Below are 21,346 nucleotides of genomic sequence, written 5' to 3' on the forward strand. Positions count from 1 at the left end.
GTGGATTAAATCTTCGCTTGAGTCTATGTAACAGGAAAAGTAAGTATGGGTTTAACACCATTATTAGACGCTCCATCGGTTTTTATTCTTGATGTAGATGGAGTGATGACCGACGGAAAATTCTATTATTCCGTCGATGGTAAAGTGATGAAAGTGTTTGGCGCGGATGATAGTGATGCGTTGAGCTTATTAACTGAGTTTATCGAAATACAATTTGTAACCGGTGATAAGCGTGGCTTTGATATCAGTAAAGCAAGAATTCAGGATGACATGAAGTATCCATTGAGTTTGGTAAGTACTACCAAGCGAGCGCAATGGATAGCTGAGCGTTGGGATAGTAGCAAGGTCATCTATATGGGAGATGGAATCTTCGATCACTACGTGTTTAGTCAAGTCGCTTATTCAATTGCTCCAGCAAATGCTGATAGTAATTGTTTAAAAAAGGCCGACTTTATTACGCAGAGAACAGGTGCAGAACGCGCAGTTGCAGAAGCGTGCTTGCATATCTTAGCGAAATTTTTTACAGCCTATGAACCAAATTTGCCACCTAAAAATAGTGCTGGCGAAATGAGTGGGGGATAATATGAATTTTAAAAAACAAAGCAAAAATCAGTATACCTTGTTGTGTAGTGGACCAATGAGTAAAAACTGCATTGATGCTAGTCTCAATATTTCAAAAGAACTCAATATACCCCAGGTCTTAATCGCTAGCAGAAGGCAAATTGATTCGGCTGAATTTGGCGGCGGTTACGTGGCTCAATTTGATACTGAAACTTTTAGTCGTTATGTCAAAGATCAAAACGTGACAAACGTTTTCTTAGCCAGAGATCATGGTGGGCCCTGGCAAAGTGAAGTGGAACAGAAATCCAATTTAAATTTATCAGAATCGATGGCAAGTGCTAAGCGCTCGTTTGAGGCTGATATTGATGCGGGTTTTGACTTCATCCATATTGATCCTAGCATCCCAATCCAAAATGAAGATTTGACTTTTAATAAGATCTTGGAGCGCTTATTTGAACTGTATGAGCATTGTTATAACTACGCTCAAAAAACAAAGAAAAATATTCAGTTCGAATTAGGCACAGAAGAACAGAATGGTTATGCGCAAAACCTAGATGAATTTGAATGTTTTCTAAATGAAACTGAAAAGTTCTGTAAAAAGAATAGTATTATTAAGCCAACTTTTGTTGTTGCTCAAACCGGTACTAAAGTGATGGAAACGCGCAATGTTGGGGTCTTCGACAATGGAGACTATAAAGCCCAATTACATTGCATACAGCATATCAAGGATTCGATTCAAATTTGTAATCGTTATGGTATCTGGTTGAAAGAACATAATACTGACTATCTATCAAATGAGGCTTTGAGTTTACGGCCATCATTGGGTGTGCATGCGTCAAACGTAGCACCAGAATTTGGAGTGGTAGAGACGCGAGGTTTATTATATCTAATGGAGAAATTTGGATTCGAAGACGAATTGAATACTTTCTCGCAAGTCGCATTGGATTCTAATAAGTGGAATAAATGGATGCTTCCTGAAACCCAAGCGACCGATTTAGATAAAGTCAGTATATGTGGCCATTACGTTTTTAGTGATCCTCAGATTATTGAAATTCAACAGAAACTTACATTTGCACTACGTAAATATAATATTGATTTAAATGCTTTTTTGATCAATTTAGTGAAGCAATCAATGATGCGTTATGTGCAGTTATTTAATATGAAACCAGTCAGCAGGGGTGCTAATAATGTCTTTAACTGTGATAGAAAAGCCTTGGGGTAAAGAGGAACTTCTTGAACATAACAGTAAATATATGTTCAAGCGGTTAACTATGTTGAAAGGTCACGCATGTAGCCTGCAATATCACGAAGTAAAAACCGAATCCGTTTATGTGTTATCTGGTGTCCTAAAATTATTTTTGGGAGACAATGAGCATGAACTGGAAGAGCGCCTTATGCATCACGGAGATTTTATTACTCTACACCCATTTAAAGTTCATCGAATGGAAGCGATTGAAGATGCGGTCTATCTTGAAGCGTCTACACCAGAGCTAGAAGATGTCGTACGACTTCAGGATCGTTATCAGCGCTAATGAGCATCACATCACGCCCCGAGAGTTTAATCACAGGAAACTGTGACTTAGAGCCTTTAATTAGTCTTAAAGGCTTTCCAGTATTTATTGGTTGCACAAATCAGCCTGCAGAATCTGATATCAAAGCAGATATGAATTGGTCCATTTGCCCGCAAAGCGGGTGTATTCAGCTTACAGAACTCTTACCTGAAGAGTTGGTTTATGCTGAGTATCACTCTGAAGCTGTGGGAGGGGTGTGGCAAGACCATCATGATGAATTTGTCGACTTTTGTGCGAAATACAACTTAACCAATGTACTTGAAATTGGTGGTTCAAACGGCGCGATTGCGAAACGCTACATAGATAAAGTCGGTTCGGTTGGCTGGACGATTGTGGAGCCAAACCCTGGCTTTGCTGGCAATGACGACATTCAGGTTATCAAAGGATTCTTTGATAAGAACATGTTAAATAATCAATACCAGCACGTGGTACATTCGCACGTACTTGAACACACCCTTTATCCACAAGACTTTCTCAAACATATAAATCAGTTTTTGCAAAAAGATGGATTTCATATATTTTCAGTTCCCCATTTATTTGCTTACCTAAAAAATAAGTTTAGTAATACCATCAATTTTGAACATACGTTTTTACTAACCGAGTACTTGGTAGACTACATACTTGAAAAAAATGGCTTTGAAATTATCGAGAAACGCTATTTTCAAGAACACAGTATTTTTTATGCTACTCGCAAAAAGCAGCTACCCACAGAGCTTAAGCTAATCAATAATAAGGTTTACTATAAGCAGCTATTCATTGATTTAATTGATTTTTATAAATTAGAAGTACAACGACTCAATGAGTTAATTGAGTCAATTGATGCCCCTGTATACTTATTTGGTGCGCATATTTTTTCGCAATTTTTAATTTATTTTGGACTCGATGAAAGCAAAGTCGTTGGTATTTTGGATAATTCCGCGCAAAAAAAAGACAAACGATTATATGGAACCAACTGCATAGTGGCATCGCCGCATGCAATTGAAAATTTGCCCAAGGTAGCTGTGATTGTGAAAGCGGGCCAATATCAACGGGAAGTGGTTGAACAATTGTGTAAAATCAATTCCAATACGACGATTTGGGAGTAAGGGGTAACTCATGTCATTCAGAGTTTTTATTCCAACGGCTGGAATTGGTAGCCGACTTAAAGGGTTATCAAAACACATTAATAAAGCGCTAGTGACGATTGCTGATAAGCCAGCCATTTCTCATATTGTTGAGAAATTTCCAATCGACGTGGAAATAGTCGTAGCACTAGGTTACAAGGCTGATTCGGTCAGAGAATTTCTTACTCTGGCTTATCCTGAACGTACATTCTTGTTTCGCCACGTCTCAAAATACGAAGGCGAGGGAAGTGGTTTAGGACTGACTTTATTGGAATGCCAAGATTTATTGCAATGCCCGTTTGTGTTTTGCTCCAACGATACGCTTGTTACCAATGATATCCCGGTCCCCGACAAGAATTGGATGGGCTATTTTAACGCTCAAGACAACAGCCAATATCGCTCTTTACGTATTCGCACAGGGGTTATTGAAGAAATATGTGCAAAGGGAGCTGAAGGCGACGTTAAAACTTATATTGGTTTAGCTGGTATTAAAGATTTTGAACAGTTCTGGCAGGCGATGGTCAGTGATAATTCGGGAAGCGCAATCAATATAGGTGAAAGTTTTGGACTTCGTCACTTATTACCTAAAAAGATTTTTCCGATTGAATTTGACTGGCATGATACCGGAAACTTGCCCGCACTTGAGGTAACTCGTCGCAACTTTAAACGCAAAGTAGACGCCAATATTCTTGAGAAAGAAGAAGAAGCGATTTGGTTTGTAAATGGCAAAGTTATTAAGTTTTCAGTTGATCACCAATTTATCCGCGACAGAGTTTTAAGAGCGCAAACTTTAGTTGGATTTGTGCCAGAAATAAAAGCCTCCACTGACAATATGTATGTGTATGACTTAATCGATGCCGAAGTCATTTCAAAACATCCTTCGCCAACCCAGTTTAATCGACTTTTAGATTGGCTAGTGGACTTTTGGACCCCCGTGTCACTTGATGAGCATGAGCAGTCTAAATTTAACCAACAGTGTATGGGGTTTTATCGAGACAAAACAAAAGAACGTGTGAACCAATACTTTTCCCGATTTGAGCAAATCGACCAAGCCGAAACCATTAATGATTTACGCTTACCAGACGTAATGAGCATGTTAGATATAGTAGATTGGGATTCTCTTGCTCAAGGCTCCGCTTGTCGTTTTCACGGCGATCTGCATTTTGAAAATATTTTGGTAAATAAAAATAGTGATATTCCATTTACATTGATTGATTGGCGACAAAATTTTGCTGGGAACATGATTTTTGGTGATATCTATTATGATTTCGCCAAATTGAATCACGGTTTGATTATGTGCCATGAGTTGGTCGACAAGAACATGTTCAACGTCAGACAATATGCAGATAATATTCAGATGGATTTCATGCGCAAGCACACCTTGGTAGAGTGTGAAAAGTTATTCGAAAATTGGTTGACTGAAAATGGATACGACTATAAAAAAGTTCAGTTATTAACCGCGTTAATCTTCTTAAATATCGCTGCGCTTCATCATCATCCATACAGTTTGTTATTGTTTTACCTGGGCAAACAAATGCTGCATGAGAGCTTGTTAAATGCCTGATTCTAAAACGCTAATTACTATTCCGGTATATAATGCAGAGGACTATATCGCAAGGACATTGGATAGCTGTATTTCACAATCCATCGCGACCTCAATAATTGTTGTTGATAATAATTCAACAGATAGCTCTGCAAAGATCGTGAAAGACTATCAAGATAAATATAAACAAATATCCTTAGTTGAGAATGGCAGTAATTTGGGACGTGTTGGTAATTGGAACCGCTGCCTTGATCTATTTGAACAAAGTGATGCCGAATATTTAAAGTTTGTTTTCGCCGGAGATACGTTGCTGCCACATTGTATTGAGCAGGTAGAAGCCGTATTTGAAAAGGAACCAGGATTAGCAATTGTTGCTTGGCCTTATGTATTTATTGATGCATATAAACAGACTTCTAGGACGCCAAGAATACTGAATGAGGATATTCGCCTCAATTTTAGTCAATTGGTTGAACGTAGTATGTACCCTTCGCAGTTTGCTGGCGCGATTATTTGTCATACGTTTGCGCGTTTTGCAATTCAAGGTGAACGATTTAACGACGTTTTTTTGGGGATGGCAGAATTCACTAACAAAGTCCCTTTGAAGGGCGACTTTTATCACATTAATACGCCATTAAGTGAATTCCATTTGGATTGTCACAGCTCTTATCCTAAACAGTTTGAATATTTATTTGTGTTAGAACGTGCCTACACTAAGGCCATTGGTCTCGAAAATGTCAAAAATAAGATAGATCAAGCTGATTACCTTCGACTTAAGCAAGATTTATTTGAACAACTAACCAAGGCATTTAAGTAGAATGTGTGGGGTCTTAGTTTCAAAAGGCGTGACGCTAAGCCAGACGCAATTTTCTTCAGCGTTGAATGAATTAAATTACCGGGGACCCGATGCCCAAGCTAGCTGTCAAGTTAACGATGTTTGGTTGGGACACACGCGTTTAAAAATTCAAGATTTGAACGACCAATCAAATCAACCTTTTTATTCCAAATGCAAACGTTATGTTATTGTTTTTAATGGCGAAATATATAACTTTAAAGAGTTAAAACTCGCTCATGCATTAACCACAGAAACCACATCTGACACGGAAGTGTTATTGCTACTTTATATGAAGTTGAAGGAAGGCATGTTGCCTTTATTAAACGGCATGTTTGCACTAATAATCTTCGATGTTGTTACTGGTGATCTCTTTGCAGCCAGAGATCGTTTAGGGATAAAACCTCTTTTTTATTCTACTACTGGAAAAGGAATTACGTTTAGCTCCGAACCGTCTGCGATTCTTGCGCTAGGTCAAGCTAGTAACCAAATCGATGACATTGGACTAAGACAATATCAAAAACTACGTACTTTCTTTAATAATCACACAATTTATCGCGACGTCAGCTCTTTCCCGGCAGGCCACTATTGGCTAAATGGAAAGTTTCAAGGTTATTGGTCTTTGCCAGAAACAGAACAAATGCCTCCTTCGGATGAGGAGCTGCGCGAATTGTTGGTCTCTGCGGTTGATTATCGTTGCATTTCCGATGTGCCGGTTGGCAGCTTTCTCAGTGGTGGCTTGGATAGTACGATCATTGCAGGACTAGCAAACAAAGTCAGTACCTATACCGTGGGTACAGCAGACAACAATGAATTCGAATGGGGACAAATGGCGGCAGAGTTTCAACACAGCCAGTTGCATTGTGTTGAGCTAAAAAATAGTGAGTTTGCTCCGCTTTGGCACTCGATGTTAAAACAACGAAAAGAACCCTTATCGGTGCCCAATGAAGTTCTGATCTACGCAATGAGTCGAGAACTGAAGAAGAAGATTACCGTGGTGCTAAGTGGTGAAGGTGCTGATGAACTATTTTTTGGTTATGATCGGATTTTTCGTTGGGCTCATGAAAATGTATGGAATATCAGAGAGTTTGATAATTTGTATAGCTACGGCTCACATCAAGACGATGAGATTATAGACTATGCAATGCAGCCGTTTGCGCACCATAAAACGAATATCAGTCGAATAGCCGCTTTTTTTCAAATCGCTCACCTGCATGGCCTACTAAGACGACTAGACTTCGCCACCATGTTTTGTGGCGTTGAAGCAAGAGTACCGTTTGTTGATCATAGATTAATTGAAAGAATGGCTGGTGTTTCATTTAATTATCGAATGGCCGATAACATTGTTAAAGCACCCTTAAAACGCGTGTTTAAGGACGTTGTACCGAAAGGTATTATCGATAGAAAAAAAGTTGGTTTTCCTGTTTCGTTAGCGCAAGTGATGAATGTTGGATCGAGCGAAAAGCCTATGGACTCGTGGTTGCGTGAAAACCTAAATATGCTGAAGCTTGCAGGTGACTTAACTTACTTGAAAAATGAACAGGTTAGTAAGATAGGCGAGTAATAAATATTTCACCTAAGCTATGGTGGTAAGTACTGCTTTAAATTAAGCAGCAAGTATTGAATTAGACTGAGCTGGAGAGTGAACATTGATTGTTGGATATACTACGGGTGTTTTTGACTTATTCCATGTTGGGCATTTAAACATTATTAAGAGTGCTAAAGGAATGTGTGACCGACTGATCGTGGGGGTAACAACCGATGAATTAGTAAGTCAGTATAAGGATAAAAAAACCGTTATACCCTATGAAGAAAGAAGTGAGATTATTCGCAACATTCAAGGTGTAGATTGTGTTGTCCCCCAATCTAATATGGACAAATTTGAAGCTTGGCAGAAGTATCAATTTGATGTTTTGATAGTGGGTGACGATTGGTATCGTTCAGATAAGTGGAATGCTATTGAAGAGAAGTTGCGATCTGTAAACGTGAGAGTTTTTTATTTACCTTACACTAAAGGGACTTCATCTACCAAAATTAATCAAATCTTAGATCAACATCGGATACCACTGTAAACATGTCGTTAGAACTGGAAATTGGGAAAAGAGATGTCTGGATATTCGGAAGTCGTAAAGGCCAGTTTTACGACGACAACAGTAAATACTTGTTCCAATATATTCTAAAATACAAACCTGAGATTTATCCCGTATGGGTGACCAAAAATCCTGCCGTATTCGAAAAACTTAATTATGAAAATCTGCCAGTTGCCTTGGCTGGAACACCCAGATCTGATGCAATTATGTCTTTGGCTAAATGCGCCTTTATTAACATTATTCAACTAGATGTTGATAAAACTAAATTAAAAAAAGAAACTCAAGTTGTACAGCTATGGCATGGTACCCCCATGAAATTTAACGATATTTCCCAGTTCAAAGAACGTTACGATTTAGTTAGCTTAGCCTCTACTCTTTTCCTTAATGAACAAGCTTTGGGCCCGCACCACCTGTTTGATTTTCAAGTTACTGGGTATCCGCGTAATGATTTTTTGCTTAACGATGATCTCCCCAGTTTTGTAGATAAACAAACCCTAGAAAAGCTGCGAAATAAAAAAGTAATTTCGTTTTTACCCACCTACAATGAAGAAAAAGATGAAACCAAATCGGGGGACAAACGCGGCAAGTCTTACGCAATTTGGCAAGGGTTAGATTTAACTAAACTAAATCAAATTCTTGAGCAAAATAATGCAATTTTTGTTATCAAATTACATCCGTTGCAAAGTCCAAGCGGCTGTGAAGTTCAACAAGCCCTTGAGCATTGTAATAATGTGTTGATCATTGATCCGCTCGATCCGTTTGCGGATGTTTATCAGTACCTTAAATATACCGACGTGATGATCACAGATTACTCAAGTGTACTGTTTGATTATTTATTGCTAAACAAACCGGTGATTTTTTCATGTTTTGATTTAGATACATTTATCCTTAAACGCAACCTTCGATTTGACTACAATCAGATTACACCAGGTAAAAAAACATCTAACTGGTCTGAAGTTTTGGAGCAAATTCAACATATATTTGAATATGGCGGCGATGGATTTGATAAGCAAAGACAAGAGGTCTGTAAAACGTTTAATTTCTATCAAGATAGCCAAAGTTGCGAGCGTATTTATCAGTTAGCTAAAAAGCTGCCAATAGATTCAAGCAAAAATCTTTAACGACGATTATTAGCCATTGTCCTGCAAAATCAAAGATAACGTCTGGTTATCTTTTTCAATCAATTCATCGAGTTGTTCTTGAGAAACGGTTTTAAACACTAAATCATTTAACCTCAATTGACTCAAAACCCTTCTTCCTCGAGACCCACCTGCGGAGAAATTTCCTAATTGTTGGGCATTGTCCAGGGGAAAAGCGCAAATATACAAGGTATGCGCGAAACTAATATATTCATTACATGGAATATCTATCTTTGTTTGGTCAAATATAGCAGGTTCAGAGGTCCAGAATTTAGGCAATATAAACGAGCAATTATGCGCGTTAAATGCTGATCTTACAGCCAAAGTAACCACAAACCTAACACCTTGGAATACGCTATTACCACTAAAGTGAGGTACAATAAGCTGCGTAATATTCTGTTCAGTTTTCAGTTCATTATTTATTTTTTCATTGACTATTATTGTACTTTTAGTCCCTATGAGTGGGGCATAGTTGATGCTTTCTTTTAGATTATAAATGCAGTAAGCAGGTTGCTCTTGTATTTCATCTATCTCATCTGGTGTAATGATTTGCGTATTTTTAACCCATGGATATGCGTTTTTTAATAAATAAAGTAAACAAAGGTTAAAATCAGAAGAGTCGCTCACGACGACTAAATTTTCACCTCTATAATTCGCTTTAAACGTCATCATTTCACGTTTTAAGATACTGTAAGAAGTACTGTCGAAATCGCGATCATAGTCTTCTGATAACTTTGATTTCAATTTGCCTATCGTAGTTAGCCATTTATTTTTTATTTCTGTACAGGCTTCATGAACATTATCCTGATCGGTTTGAATACTCATGAATTTAGTAAAAACGGCATTTACATAGTTGGTCGTGCCATATAAATAATAGAAAAGTAGTGACTTTCCACTCTGATATGACGCAAAAAGCATCTCTTTTTGCTTATTGATAATATATTTAACGTCTTCCTTATTGCGCAGTTCTGCGCTATTTAACTTTTCGATAGCGCCTAACTCATTCATTAGATTTTTATGCGAGTAAGTCTTTTCATAGTTCTCGATGAAGTCACTTATCTGCGCATTAGAAAAAGACCGCGTTTTTACTTCTAATAAAGCCGCTTGTTTTTGACTTTCGGTTGATACAATTAATATGTTGTCTACACGTAGAGGAATTGCACCTTCGATTTTCGCTCCATCACTACAGTTATAAAAGTTTTGCTGTTTAGGCTTCTTATAGATGACTTGTTCTATGATCTGACGCGACACTTTAAATTCATGTTTTGTATTAACAACTGAACGAAAATTTCCCGGAACAACCAAGGAGGTATTATTGTTTGTTGTATAATCCGTAATTTCTTCGCCATCATCTTGATAATATCCAGAGGACAATGAATGATGATGTTTTACATTGATAAAACCGAGATCGACCCCTAATAAATAAAGGTTGCTAAAACCAAGATTACTAAATAAGTCACACACAAAATTACTGACAGTTGGAAAAGCGTGTTGTAAAGATGAGAACTTTTTATTGCCTAAAACGCGCTGTGCAGATACGGTCGATGATTCGCCTTCTTTAAATGCAATTAAGGTATCTTTATATAAATTGCTTGTGTCTGGGTGGATGCCATTACACGAAATCAAGGTAATGTTTTTTAAGAATTCTACATCCCCCACCAAGGTAGCCCAGTCAAAGGTGCTTCGATTTTGCTCAATTTCGGCGTGAAAGTCTGGGGTAATTTTATGCCGATGCAGTGCTTGTAAAGCAGTACCACAACTCACAATTATAGCTTTGTCTTGCCATTCTTTAATTTCGTCAACAGAGCTGTCCAGAGAAGGTCCATTACCGATTATGAAAATTGGCACTTCTTTACTATCGTATGACAGCTTATTTGCTGGTTTGTGGGTTAAAATCGGATAGTTCCGACGCATCCCTTCTTTTGTATGCTCTATACCATAGAAAGCATGATCAAAATATTCACCCATGGAAATAACCACTTGCAGTTGTTCACGAAGTTGTGCAATTGCGGTATTTAACGATGCGTTATAGTAGCTTTGATAAAAATAAGTATCGTTTAAAATATAAGGTCCGATGGAATGAAACTGGTTTAATAAATCTCTAAATAAATTAGTACCGTCATCACCTATATTTAAGTAAATTCTGGCATTACTTTCTTCTACAATCGAAAAGATGGTTTCCCAATCTATCGCAAATAAAGAAGCGTAGAAAAAATCAGTGTTTGGTTCGCATAAAAAAAGCATCTCAACTGAGTGACGCTGGAGTAAGGTCTCGAGTTGATATCCAGCCCCTAAACCAAACAAAATAATAGACGCAATTTTATCTGGTAATTCACTGATCTCTTCTTCAGTTTCAATTAATAGCGCTTCGGTTTCTTTTACAAATTGATAATGCAGATAATGCGCAAGTTTTGTACCGGTATAGCCTAAAACCAAACCGTCTTTGTGTGGTTGCTCACTGAAATTGTCATAATTAAAAATGCAGTCTTGAAGTGGATGTTCACTATACCAAGGGGTAAGGGAATCTTTCTTTATCAGGTTAATCTCACCTTGACTATTCTCAACTGGGAGCCATATTTTGGGCTGATAGTGTTCAAATTCTTTAAAAATATTAGGGTAGTACTTTTTCAGTGCGGCTAAGTTGTTAGTATATCTTTGTGAAGTTAGATCAACTTTTTTTACCTTATTTAGATCAACCGGTGGTGTCCAAGTGGGAAGGTAATGGTTGTAATCAGGCTGCATTGAAAAGCTAATTCCATGCTGAGTCACTTCCTGCCAAGATTTTTCAGTCAATTCTTTATGCAAACTATCAAAAACGGGATGATTATAGTGTTGATATAGGTAAAACCCTGAAATATCTACATGTTCACGCAATTCGGAAATATTATTGGTGAGGTCTCTGCCATCTTTTTCTAGCTGAATAAAGATTTGCGTCCCTTGGCTTTTCGCTAAACTAAAAATTTCATTCCAGTCCATCACTAGTACAGAACATTGAAAATATTGTGGTTCCGGTTCGTAGATGATCAAATTTTTAATTTTACAGGATTGTAATAGCTGCAAAATATGAAAACCTAAACCACACCCTAAAACCACCATACAATCGACTTCTTCACTAAGCTCAGAGAAGGATTGGCGGGTTTTAAAGCTGTTGGTTTGAGTGATATCTAATTTATCAAACTCAGAGCTTTCGATGGTTTGTGATAAGGGAGATGTTGCAGCAGAAAATGAAATATAAGTTGCATGCTGTTTGAATAACGCTAGTTGCTGCAAAACCTCTTGTTTAGGATGAAAGCCGTAAAGGGTTCTGCCAATGCCGTAATCAACAATATTAAATTCACCAAATTTATTACAAAAAATTGAGTGATTTTGTAAAGAAGCAGACTTTATGTATGTGACTAGAGAAGGAATATTGCGCGCAAAACTATTAATATTTTTATGTTGCATCTCGATAATAGTCGATGCCAGCTTCTTCTCTAGAAGCTTTTGTTTTTCTTCGTCTTTTTCTAGATGCAGTCGTATATTTTTAAGCATGATTGTTAATTTTGTTTTGTTCCGAATCTCGGTTTAATAGGATTTGCCATATTCCATCGATATTGATTAACTGACGCTAAATTTTTATTCGGCAACGGCAACTCTGTAAGGTGAGAGATTATTGTCATTTTAGTTGATTGTGACCTTTTGTTGCTGTCAGAGTCAATTGTGTTTGCTTCTAATATTGCTAGTCCGTCATTAATTAATACATAGTTATATCTATCCATACTTTTGTATTGTTGATTCTAATCACTGCTGCTTACTTTATATGCAGAGTTTTGCTAAACTATAAATTGGTATTGGAGGGTAAATTTATGATTAATCTTGATACAAGTAATAATTCATCAATTTTACAGCAGCTACAGCAAAAGCAAGAAACCTTGTTTGAAAAGCTTGCTTCTGGGAAACGCGTTAACAGTGCGGCCGATGATTCTGCTGCGCAACAAATTATTGACCGTTTAACGACGCAAGTTGAAGGCAACAGACAGGCAATTTCAAATGCTTATGATGGGGTGTCTTTATCTCAAGTGGCTGAAGGTGGCTTGTCAGGTATTAGCACCGACGTAAATCGAATTCGAGAGTTATCTGTGCAAGCCGGCAATGGGTTATTGAATGACTCAGATCGTGAAGCGTTACAATCAGAAATTGCACAATTGCAAAGTAATATTACCCAAACCATAGAGCAAACTAATTTTGGCGGCAAATCATTGTTGTCTGGTGACGGCAATATTGAGTTTCAGGTTGGTGCTAATTCGGGACAACGAATCGGAGTTCAAACTCAAGACGTTGGTGCACAACTCGACGATGTATTAAATATTGATGTGTCTACTTCAGCGGGAGCGCAAGAGGCGTTAGAAATTGCTGATAATGCGTTGGAGTTCGTGGGTGGTGCACAAGCTGAGTTGGGCGCGACACAGAACCAATTTGAAAGTGCAGCGCGTAATTTAAGCCAGTCAGATGTCAATCTTTCTGCAGCGCGAAGCAGGCTTCAAGATACTGACTTTGCGCAGGCTACCGCGGATAGTATTGCTTCAGGTATTCAAGGACAAGCTGCATTAACCGTGCAGGCTCAAGCAAATCAACAACAAGGGCAGGTTTTGTCGTTGCTAAGTTGAGTTTAAATGAGCACGCTTTAGTTACCTCGTTTAAATAGGAATCTTAAAAAAGCAGCTTAGGCTGCTTTTATTTTGTTCAATTTACTGATTTTATTCATAAAGGTGGATATTGATTGTTGCTATCCGGCAACGAATGTTTAAAATCATGTCAACAATTTAAAGCGTGTGAGTAATTCATTTTGTGCTTTGCTGACATGAGTAAAAATATACGCTAATCTTCTATAGGTTGACCGCTAGAAATTTGAACGTCACGGTCGTCTTTTAGGTTGGAAGTTTAGTGAATATTTTTCTGGAATCTACCACGCTTGATTAAAATCAATAACAATACCAAACTTGGGGAAGGGATGAGCACTATTCTGATTATCAGCGAGCATGCTTCGCGCGCCAATAATCTCAAAACGATCTTGTCTTTTTTAGGCGAACGTTGCGCAATTGTTCCGTTTTCTCAAGCTATATCATCGTTAAAAAAGCAAGATAGTTTTGAAGCTGTTATCATTGATTTTGAATCCCCAGAACTGACTGATGATGTCGTCAGTAAATTCCCAGCACAACCCTTTATTGTCATTGGAAATGCGCTTGTAGACGCAGAATTCAGAGCGAATATAATTGGTCAACTTGTTGAACCTGTTACCTACCCAGTTCTGACACAAATGTTACATCGCTGTCAGGAATATTTTCGAAAAAGGCCCGCCAAGAGTCCCAATTCAAGCAAAACTAAGTTGTTTCGAAGCTTGGTGGGAAAAAGTGATGAGATACAACACGTTCGTCATTTAATTGAACAAGTATCAGGTTCAGATGCAAATGTTTTAGTTCTAGGCGAGTCTGGAACGGGCAAAGAGGTTATTGCTCGTAACTTACATTTTTTATCAAATAGAAAAGATGGCCCCTTTATTCCAGTCAATTGCGGAGCAATCCCAGCTGAACTTTTAGAAAGTGAATTGTTTGGACATGAAAAAGGCGCTTTCACAGGCGCTATCAATTCTCGAAAAGGTCGTTTTGAACTGGCCGAAGGCGGGACTTTATTTCTTGATGAAATTGGTGATATGCCGTTGCAGATGCAAGTCAAATTATTACGTGTATTGCAAGAACGTCAATATGAAAGAGTTGGCGGTAACAAGCCTATCAAATGTGACGTCCGTATCGTTGCAGCAACTCACCGCGAATTGGAGAATATGATCACGGAAGGGACCTTTCGGGAAGACTTATATTATCGATTAAATGTATTTCCAATAGAAAGCCCGGCATTGCGAGAGCGTAAGGAAGATATTCCCCTGCTGTTGCAAGAACTCGTGTCTAGATTAGAGCAAGAAAATGAAAAGTCCCTGCGTTTTACTGAAAATGCGATTAATTCGCTTGTTGAACATTTGTGGCCAGGTAATGTCCGAGAATTGTCAAATTTGGTTGAAAGATTACTCATCTTGTATCCAAACCAAGTGGTAGATGTCAACGATTTACCTATTAAATATCAATATGTTAATGGCGACAATTTTGAGCCAGATTATCCAGAAGAGTTGTTAGAAAGGGAAGCGCTTATTGCTCTATTTAATGACACTAACGATGACTCGGAAAATGAAGATAATGACGAAAACAACGTCGAGGATCAATCTGATACTCGTGAATTAACGACTAATTCTGCACTGCCTTCAGATGGAATGAATTTAAAAGAGTATTTATCTGAACTGGAAATAAGCATGATAAACCAAGCGCTAGATCAGCAGGATGGTGTTGTTGCAAGAGCTGCAGAGATACTCGGAATGCGTCGTACCACACTAGTGGAAAAAATGCGCAAATATGGCATAGTCCGCGAGTAACAACGCTTTCGATAACTGTACGCAAATTAATCTTTTATCCGCTACTGTCATTTTGTTGACGTTCTTTATTATTAACTATAATTCCTAACCCGTTGATTATAAGAGTAAAATAATTGGCATGCGATATGCTAAATCCTTACTAGTAGTTTATTTTTGACGTGAGGACATTATGGCGCTCAGTAGTGCATTGAACGTATCGTATGAAAGCGATCTAACCGAAGTTAACCATTCTTCTTCGTCAATAAACGAAGAGTACAATGCCTCATCTCGGCTGGCGCAGCCTCTTCACAAAACAACCACCGAAGTGTCAAAACAAGAATTTGAACAATTAAAAAGTCAAGCAACGCGGTTAGAGCATTTATTGCAAGTTATGCCAGCAGGCGTCGTTGTAATAAATGGGCGAGGGCAGGTGAAACAGGCCAATGCGTTAGCCAAAGCACTTTTGGGTGAACCTTTAGAAGGTCAGGCATGGCGTAAAATTATCGCTCGCTCGTTTAAACCACAAGCCGATGATGGACATGAAGTGTCATTACATGACGGTCGTAAAGTGAAATTATCAATTACCCCATTAACGGCCGAGCCTGGTCAATTAATCGTCTTGACCGACCTCACTGAAACCAGACAACTTCAGCAACGTATTAGTCATATGCAACGGCTTTCTTCTTTAGGTAAAACGGTTGCATCTATTGTGCATCAAATCAGAACACCGTTATCCGCAGCTGTGTTATACGCTTCCAATTTAGCAAGTAATCAACTTAGTGATGCTGCTCGCGAACGGTTTGGTGAAAAACTAATGCTGCGCTTAAAAGATTTAGAAAGCCAAGTAAACGATATGTTGTTGTTTGCTAAAAGTGGCGAAGAACAAGTGGTGCAAAATCTTTGTGTAGCTGAATTGATGGAAGAATTAATTCAGTCTTCAGAAAATATGCTGCAGCAGTCAAATACTCAACTTACCCTGTTAGAAGTCGATCCAGCGATTACCATTTTAGGTAACAAACCAGCGCTTTTAGGGGCATTGCAAAACATAATTCACAATGCCATACAGGTGCAGCCGGAAAATTGTGAAATTACCGTTAGCTGTTTGAGTGAAAACCAAAAAGTTATATTGCACATACAAGACAATGGTCCTGGTGTTGATATGGATAATGCAAATAGAATTTTTGAACCCTTTTTTACGTCAAAAAGTCATGGTACAGGGTTGGGACTATCAGTGGTCGCTACTGTTGCCAAATCTCATGGCGGCTCAGTGACCGTTACGAATATGCCAGGCAAAGGAGCATGCTTTACGATCATGCTCCCAATTATTAATTCGAATAAATCTAAACCGGCTTTGGGAGATAAATCGTGAGTCAAACCAGCATACTAATTGTAGAAGATGATGCAGGCTTAAGAGAAGCGTTAGTCGATACATTGCTGCTTGGAGGTTATGAAGTCATTGAAGCAAACTCTGCCGAGCAAGCCATGATAAAGCTCAGTTCACATAAAGTTGATTTAGTGGTGAGCGACATTCAAATGGGAGAAATGAGTGGGTTGACTTTATTGCGTAGTATTAAACATAAATACCCCAACTTACCTACCTTGCTAATGACCGCATATGCAACTATTGACGATGCAGTTCAAGCTATGCGAGATGGTGCGACCGATTATTTGTCTAAACCTTTTAGCCCGGAAGTCTTGCTCAATTTGGTCGGTCGATACGCTCCGGCGCAAATGGTCGAGTCGCGAGATCCAATAGCAGCAGATCCATTGAGCATAAATTTACTTAATCTTGCCAAAAAAGTGGCAGGTTCCGATGCAACTGTAATGGTGTTAGGGCCAAGCGGATCGGGCAAAGAAGTGTTAGCACGCTACATACACGACCAATCAAGTCGTAAAGATCAGCCATTTGTAGCAATTAACTGTGCCGCAATACCCGAAAATATGCTTGAAGCAACTCTATTTGGTTATGAAAAGGGCGCCTTCACAGGCGCACTTCAAGCATCTCCAGGTAAGTTCGAACTGGCTCAGGGGGGCAGTATTTTACTGGATGAAATTACCGAAATGGATTTAGCATTGCAGGCTAAATTGTTGCGTGTATTGCAAGAAAAAGAAGTAGAAAGACTCGGTGGTCGTAAAACGATAGCACTTGATGTGCGAGTGATTGCAACTAGTAACCGAGATCTGAAACAAGTAGTCACTGACGGTAAATTCAGAGAAGATTTGTACTATCGCCTAAACGTATTCCCACTCATGTGGCATCCGTTAGATAAGCGTGCCGGCGATATAGTGCCATTAGCCGAGCACATGATAGAAAGGCACTATAGTGGTAAAAAACACGCACCTAACCTCACTGCTTCAGCGCGTAGTAAATTGATGCAACACCGTTGGCCGGGGAACGTTAGGGAACTTGAAAATGTTATTCAGCGCGCCCTAATTCTTTCCGATGGGGAAACGATTGACGCAAATGATCTTATGATTGAAATTGAAACTGGTCATTCGTTAGTTGCCGACACCTCTTTAACCAGCGAAGTAGATGACAGTAAGCTTGGCAGTGAACTTCGTCAGCAAGAACATCAAATTATTTTGGACACACTTCAGTCATGTAATGGAAGAAGAAAAGATGTCGCTGAACGATTAGGCATTAGCCCCAGAACATTGCGTTATAAATTGGCTCGAATGCGCGAAGTAGGCATTGAATTGCCAGCGTAAATCTGCTGAAAGCATAAACAAAAATAGCCGTAGAAATACGGCTATTTTTTTGTCATTTAAAAATCAATTTATGCCAAACAAAAGACAAAAACGATGAATGAGTTTGCCCGTCAATAAAATGACTAAATTTGTATCTAATTGAATAATAAGACTATTAAAGTTTGGCATTGAGATTGCTTAGTGGAACCATACACCTAAAAAATTAACGCTTTGTTGTATTTTTTGACTATTGCAAAGCGTATGGATTGCACCACTGGAGCAACACATGGAAATCAAAGCACAATCTTTATATCAAGAAATGCAAGCGATGGCTGCAGGTGCGCAAATGGATATAGCGCCACTTGCACAGCAATCAAATCTCAACCCCTCTTCGCAGAATTTTGCTGAGATGCTAGGGCAAGCAATCAATACAGTTAATGACATGCAATTAGATGCCAAAGATCAGCAAATCAAATTTGAGATGGGCGATCCTAATATGAGTTTGGCGGATGTTATGTTAGCAAAGGAAAAGTCCGGAATTGCTTTTGAAGCGACTGTTCAGGTGCGAAATAAAGTCATGGAAGCGTATAAGCAAATCATGAACATGCCAGTTTAAATAAGCGAGAGGATAATTCGTGGCCGAGGCAACAAGTACCGAACTTGCAATTAGTGATAACGACAATTATTCAGATTCTACCGAGTTAGAGCAAAAATCTGGGTTTATGGACGCGTTAGGTAGTGTCGATATCATGCGTCAGATCACCATTGTGATTGCATTAGTGATTTGCATCGCCATAGCTATATTTATCGTAATTTGGGCACAAGAGCCTACGTATCGTCCATTGGGAAAAATGGAAACGCAGGAGCTCATTGAGACCCTTGATTATCTTGATCAGAATTATCCCGATTATATTTTGGAAGGAAATGTAGTCAAAGTACTGGAAAGCGACTACAAAGCGATCAAGCTTAACATGACCCGTCAGGGACTTTCTTCCTCATCTGAAAACTCTGGAACCGACATTATCATGCAAGACATGGGGTTTGGGGTTTCTCAACGGGTTGAGAAAGAGCGTTTAAAACATGCTCGCGAACAGCAAATAGCGCGTACTATAGAAGAAATAAATGGTGTAAAACGCGCGAAAGTCTTGCTTGCAATGCCGGTTGAAAACGTATTCGCAAGACGTGAGAAAAAAGCCAGCGCCACGGTTGTGGTTACATCAGGGCGCGGTGCGAGTCTTTCCAATGAAGAGGTCGATGCGATAATCGATATAGTCGGTTCTGCAGTACAAGGTATGGAACCCAGCCGCGTCACAGTAACTGACAGCAATGGTCGTCTGTTGAATTCTGGTTCTCAAGATGCAGCTTCCGCGCGTTCTCGCAAAGAATATGAATTAGAAAAGCAGCGTGAAAATGCGTATTTAGAAAAAATAGACTCTATTTTGATTCCAGTTCTAGGCTTAGGAAATTACACCGCGCAAGCTGATGTAACAATGGACTTTACCGCTGTTGAACAAACGCAACGCCGTTACAACCCCGATTTACCCGCGGTACGTAGTGAAATGCTAGTAGAAGAAAATAGTGTAGGTGGCGTCGTTGGCGGCATTCCGGGTGCGCTAACTAATCAGCCTCCACTAGATTCAAACATACCAGAAAATGCCACCGGAAGTAGTGCTCAAACCACCTTACCCGGTCGGAATTCCAAAGAAGAGACACGAAACTACGAGTTAGATACTACAATTAGTCATACTAAGCAGCAAACTGGCATTATTAAACGTCTTAGTGTATCGGTAGCGGTGGATTATATTACCCAAGTAGCTGAAGACGGCACAGAATCTATGTCCCCTAGAGCGCAACAAGAGTTGCTGAATATTCGCAGATTGTTGCAAGGTGGGATTGGCTTTGACGTGACGCGTGGAGATTCATTAGAAGTAGTGAGTATTCCGTTTAGCCGAGATAACGAATATGTTCCAGTTGTGGTGCCTTACTATAAAGAAGAGTGGTTTGCGCAAACTGTAAAGGTAGCCGCTGGTGCATTGATCATAATCGTGTTGATTTTCGCGCTAGTTAAGCCCATGCTGAGCCGTCTAATTAATCCTCAAGATACCACTGAAAGTGATGATTTCGATGTGGATAGCGCTTTGGACTTGGGTGATGAAACAATCAGTATGCTATCTCAGGAATTCGATGAAGGGCAGGTTGGGTTTGCTGCCGACGGTTCGTTAATGTTACCTGATTTACACAAAGATGAAGATGTATTAAAAGCGGTTCGCGCGTTAGTTGCTAATGAACCTGAGTTGTCAGCTCAGGTTGTGAAAGGCTGGTTGATGCAAGATGAATAGGACTGGACATGCCTGAAGAAGATATGAATGAATCCAGCGGTTATGACGTTGGAAAATTAGAGGGCGTTGATAAAGCTGCAATTTTGCTTTTAAGTTTGTCGGAAGAAGATGCCGCACAAATTCTAAAACATCTTGAGCCAAAACAAGTCCAAAAATTGGGTCAGGCGATGGCACAAATAGACGACATGACGCAACCCAAAATAACAGCGGTACATAAACATTTTATTGAAGAAATTCAAAATTACAGCACGATCGGCTTCCAGAGCCAAGATTTTGTTAAACGCGCACTGACTGCTGCACTTGGTGAAGATAAAGCGGCTAACTTAATTGATCAAATATTGATGGGAAGTGGAGCGAAAGGTTTAGATTCACTTAAATGGATGGACTCTAAGCAAGTTGCCAGCATTATTCGTAATGAGCACCCTCAAATTCAAACCATTGTTATGTCTTATTTAGATGCCGAGCAATCAGCAGAAATATTGTCGCAATTTCCTGAAAAAGTGCGTTTAGATCTTATGATGAGAGTGGCTAATCTTGAAGAAGTACAGCCAGCAGCATTGCAAGAATTAAACGAAATTATGGAAAAACAATTTGCGGGTCAAGCAGGTACTCAAGCGGCTAAAATGGGCGGCTTGAAATCTGCAGCTGATATCATGAATTACCTTGATACGAATATTGAAGGGCAATTGATGGATGCCATTCGTGAACAAGATGAGGAAATGAGTCAGCAAATCCAAGACTTGATGTTTGTGTTTGACAACCTTGCTGATGTCGACGATCGAGCAATTCAGGCAATACTGCGCGAAGTGCAGCAAGATTCATTACTCAAAGCGATCAAAGGCGCTGATGAAGAGCTGAAGAACAAAATCACTAAAAACATGTCAAAACGCGCAGCCGAAATGTTACTTGATGATCTGGAAGCCTTAGGACCTGTTCGTATCAGTGAAGTTGAAACTGCACAAAAAGAGATTCTTTCTGTTGCACGACGCTTGGCTGATTCCGGTGAAATTATGCTCGGTGGCGGTGGTGGAGAAGAGTTCCTGTAAT

The 21,346-nt window shown here is 39.2% G+C and carries 17 protein-coding genes; 16 read left to right on the forward strand and 1 reads right to left on the reverse strand.

Annotation, left to right across the window (positions count from 1 at the left end; genetic code table 11):
* Positions 1–45: 45 nt before the first annotated feature.
* The 9 genes from GLIP_RS12560 to GLIP_RS12600 all read left to right on the forward strand — a co-directional run bounded on the left by GLIP_RS12560 (position 46) and on the right by GLIP_RS12600 (position 8,818).
* Positions 46–582 carry an HAD hydrolase family protein gene (locus GLIP_RS12560; RefSeq protein ID WP_008845015.1) on the forward strand — a complete coding sequence of 179 codons (537 nt, stop codon included), beginning with the start codon at positions 46–48 and terminating at the stop codon, positions 580–582.
* A gap of 1 nt (position 583) precedes the next feature.
* Positions 584–1,783: a class II D-tagatose-bisphosphate aldolase non-catalytic subunit gene (locus tag GLIP_RS12565; protein ID WP_008845016.1), complete on the forward strand. Its 1,200-nt coding sequence runs from the start codon at positions 584–586 to the stop codon at positions 1,781–1,783.
* A complete protein-coding gene (locus GLIP_RS12570; RefSeq protein WP_008845017.1) occupies positions 1,749–2,093 on the forward strand; it encodes a cupin domain-containing protein in 345 nt (114 codons plus the stop codon). Before GLIP_RS12565 ends, GLIP_RS12570 begins: the two co-directional genes overlap by 35 nt.
* Complete coding sequence (locus GLIP_RS12575) at positions 2,093–3,217, forward strand: class I SAM-dependent methyltransferase (protein ID WP_008845018.1); 1,125 nt, start codon at positions 2,093–2,095, stop codon at positions 3,215–3,217. The genes GLIP_RS12570 and GLIP_RS12575 overlap by 1 nt, the downstream gene beginning before the upstream one ends.
* Before the next feature lie 10 nt (positions 3,218–3,227).
* A complete protein-coding gene (locus GLIP_RS12580; RefSeq protein WP_008845019.1) occupies positions 3,228–4,799 on the forward strand; it encodes a phosphotransferase in 1,572 nt (523 codons plus the stop codon).
* Positions 4,792–5,592 carry a glycosyltransferase family 2 protein gene (locus tag GLIP_RS21465; RefSeq protein ID WP_008845020.1) on the forward strand — a complete coding sequence of 267 codons (801 nt, stop codon included), beginning with the start codon at positions 4,792–4,794 and terminating at the stop codon, positions 5,590–5,592. The genes GLIP_RS12580 and GLIP_RS21465 overlap by 8 nt, the downstream gene beginning before the upstream one ends.
* Positions 5,593–5,620: 28 nt before the next feature.
* Entirely contained in the window at positions 5,621–7,171 is a 1,551-nt protein-coding gene (gene asnB, locus GLIP_RS12590; RefSeq protein ID WP_161602053.1) for an asparagine synthase (glutamine-hydrolyzing), read from the forward strand.
* A gap of 85 nt (positions 7,172–7,256) precedes the next feature.
* The gene (locus GLIP_RS12595) at positions 7,257–7,679 is read left to right on the forward strand and encodes an adenylyltransferase/cytidyltransferase family protein (RefSeq protein WP_040522812.1); all 423 of its coding nucleotides are present in this window, start codon (positions 7,257–7,259) and stop codon (positions 7,677–7,679) included.
* Positions 7,680–7,681: 2 nt separating this feature from the next.
* Positions 7,682–8,818, forward strand: coding sequence for a CDP-glycerol glycerophosphotransferase family protein (locus tag GLIP_RS12600; protein WP_008845023.1), 1,137 nt, complete (start codon positions 7,682–7,684; stop codon positions 8,816–8,818).
* Between the two features lie 9 nt (positions 8,819–8,827).
* Here GLIP_RS12600 and GLIP_RS12605 read toward each other — a convergent pair whose 3' ends face one another.
* Positions 8,828–12,367: a 6-hydroxymethylpterin diphosphokinase MptE-like protein gene (locus GLIP_RS12605; RefSeq protein WP_008845024.1), complete on the reverse strand. Its 3,540-nt coding sequence runs from the start codon at positions 12,365–12,367 to the stop codon at positions 8,828–8,830.
* Positions 12,368–12,681: 314 nt separating this feature from the next.
* On the opposite strand from GLIP_RS12605, the gene GLIP_RS12615 reads away from it, so the two are divergent.
* The 7 genes from GLIP_RS12615 (at position 12,682) to fliG (ending at position 21,345) form a co-directional block, all read left to right on the forward strand.
* A complete protein-coding gene (locus GLIP_RS12615; protein WP_008845026.1) occupies positions 12,682–13,482 on the forward strand; it encodes a flagellin N-terminal helical domain-containing protein in 801 nt (266 codons plus the stop codon).
* Between the two features lie 344 nt (positions 13,483–13,826).
* Positions 13,827–15,293, forward strand: coding sequence for a sigma-54 dependent transcriptional regulator (locus GLIP_RS12620; RefSeq protein WP_040522817.1), 1,467 nt, complete (start codon positions 13,827–13,829; stop codon positions 15,291–15,293).
* Between the two features lie 169 nt (positions 15,294–15,462).
* On the forward strand, positions 15,463–16,641 hold the full coding sequence (locus GLIP_RS12625; RefSeq protein ID WP_008845028.1) for a sensor histidine kinase: 1,179 nt from the start codon (positions 15,463–15,465) through the stop codon (positions 16,639–16,641).
* A complete protein-coding gene (locus GLIP_RS12630) occupies positions 16,638–17,981 on the forward strand; it encodes a sigma-54-dependent transcriptional regulator (RefSeq protein ID WP_008845029.1) in 1,344 nt (447 codons plus the stop codon). The genes GLIP_RS12625 and GLIP_RS12630 overlap by 4 nt, the downstream gene beginning before the upstream one ends.
* A 265-nt stretch (positions 17,982–18,246) precedes the next feature.
* Complete coding sequence (gene fliE / locus GLIP_RS12635; protein WP_008845030.1) at positions 18,247–18,576, forward strand: flagellar hook-basal body complex protein FliE; 330 nt, start codon at positions 18,247–18,249, stop codon at positions 18,574–18,576.
* A gap of 19 nt (positions 18,577–18,595) precedes the next feature.
* Positions 18,596–20,299 (forward strand): flagellar basal-body MS-ring/collar protein FliF, encoded by a 1,704-nt coding sequence (gene fliF, locus GLIP_RS12640; protein WP_008845031.1) that lies wholly within the window; start codon positions 18,596–18,598, stop codon positions 20,297–20,299.
* 8 nt (positions 20,300–20,307) lie between these two features.
* Positions 20,308–21,345 (forward strand): flagellar motor switch protein FliG, encoded by a 1,038-nt coding sequence (gene fliG / locus GLIP_RS12645; RefSeq protein ID WP_008845032.1) that lies wholly within the window; start codon positions 20,308–20,310, stop codon positions 21,343–21,345.
* Position 21,346: the final 1 nt, after the last annotated feature.

The organism is Aliiglaciecola lipolytica E3 (genome assembly GCF_000314975.1).
GTDB classification, from domain to species: Bacteria; Pseudomonadota; Gammaproteobacteria; order Enterobacterales; family Alteromonadaceae; genus Aliiglaciecola; species Aliiglaciecola lipolytica.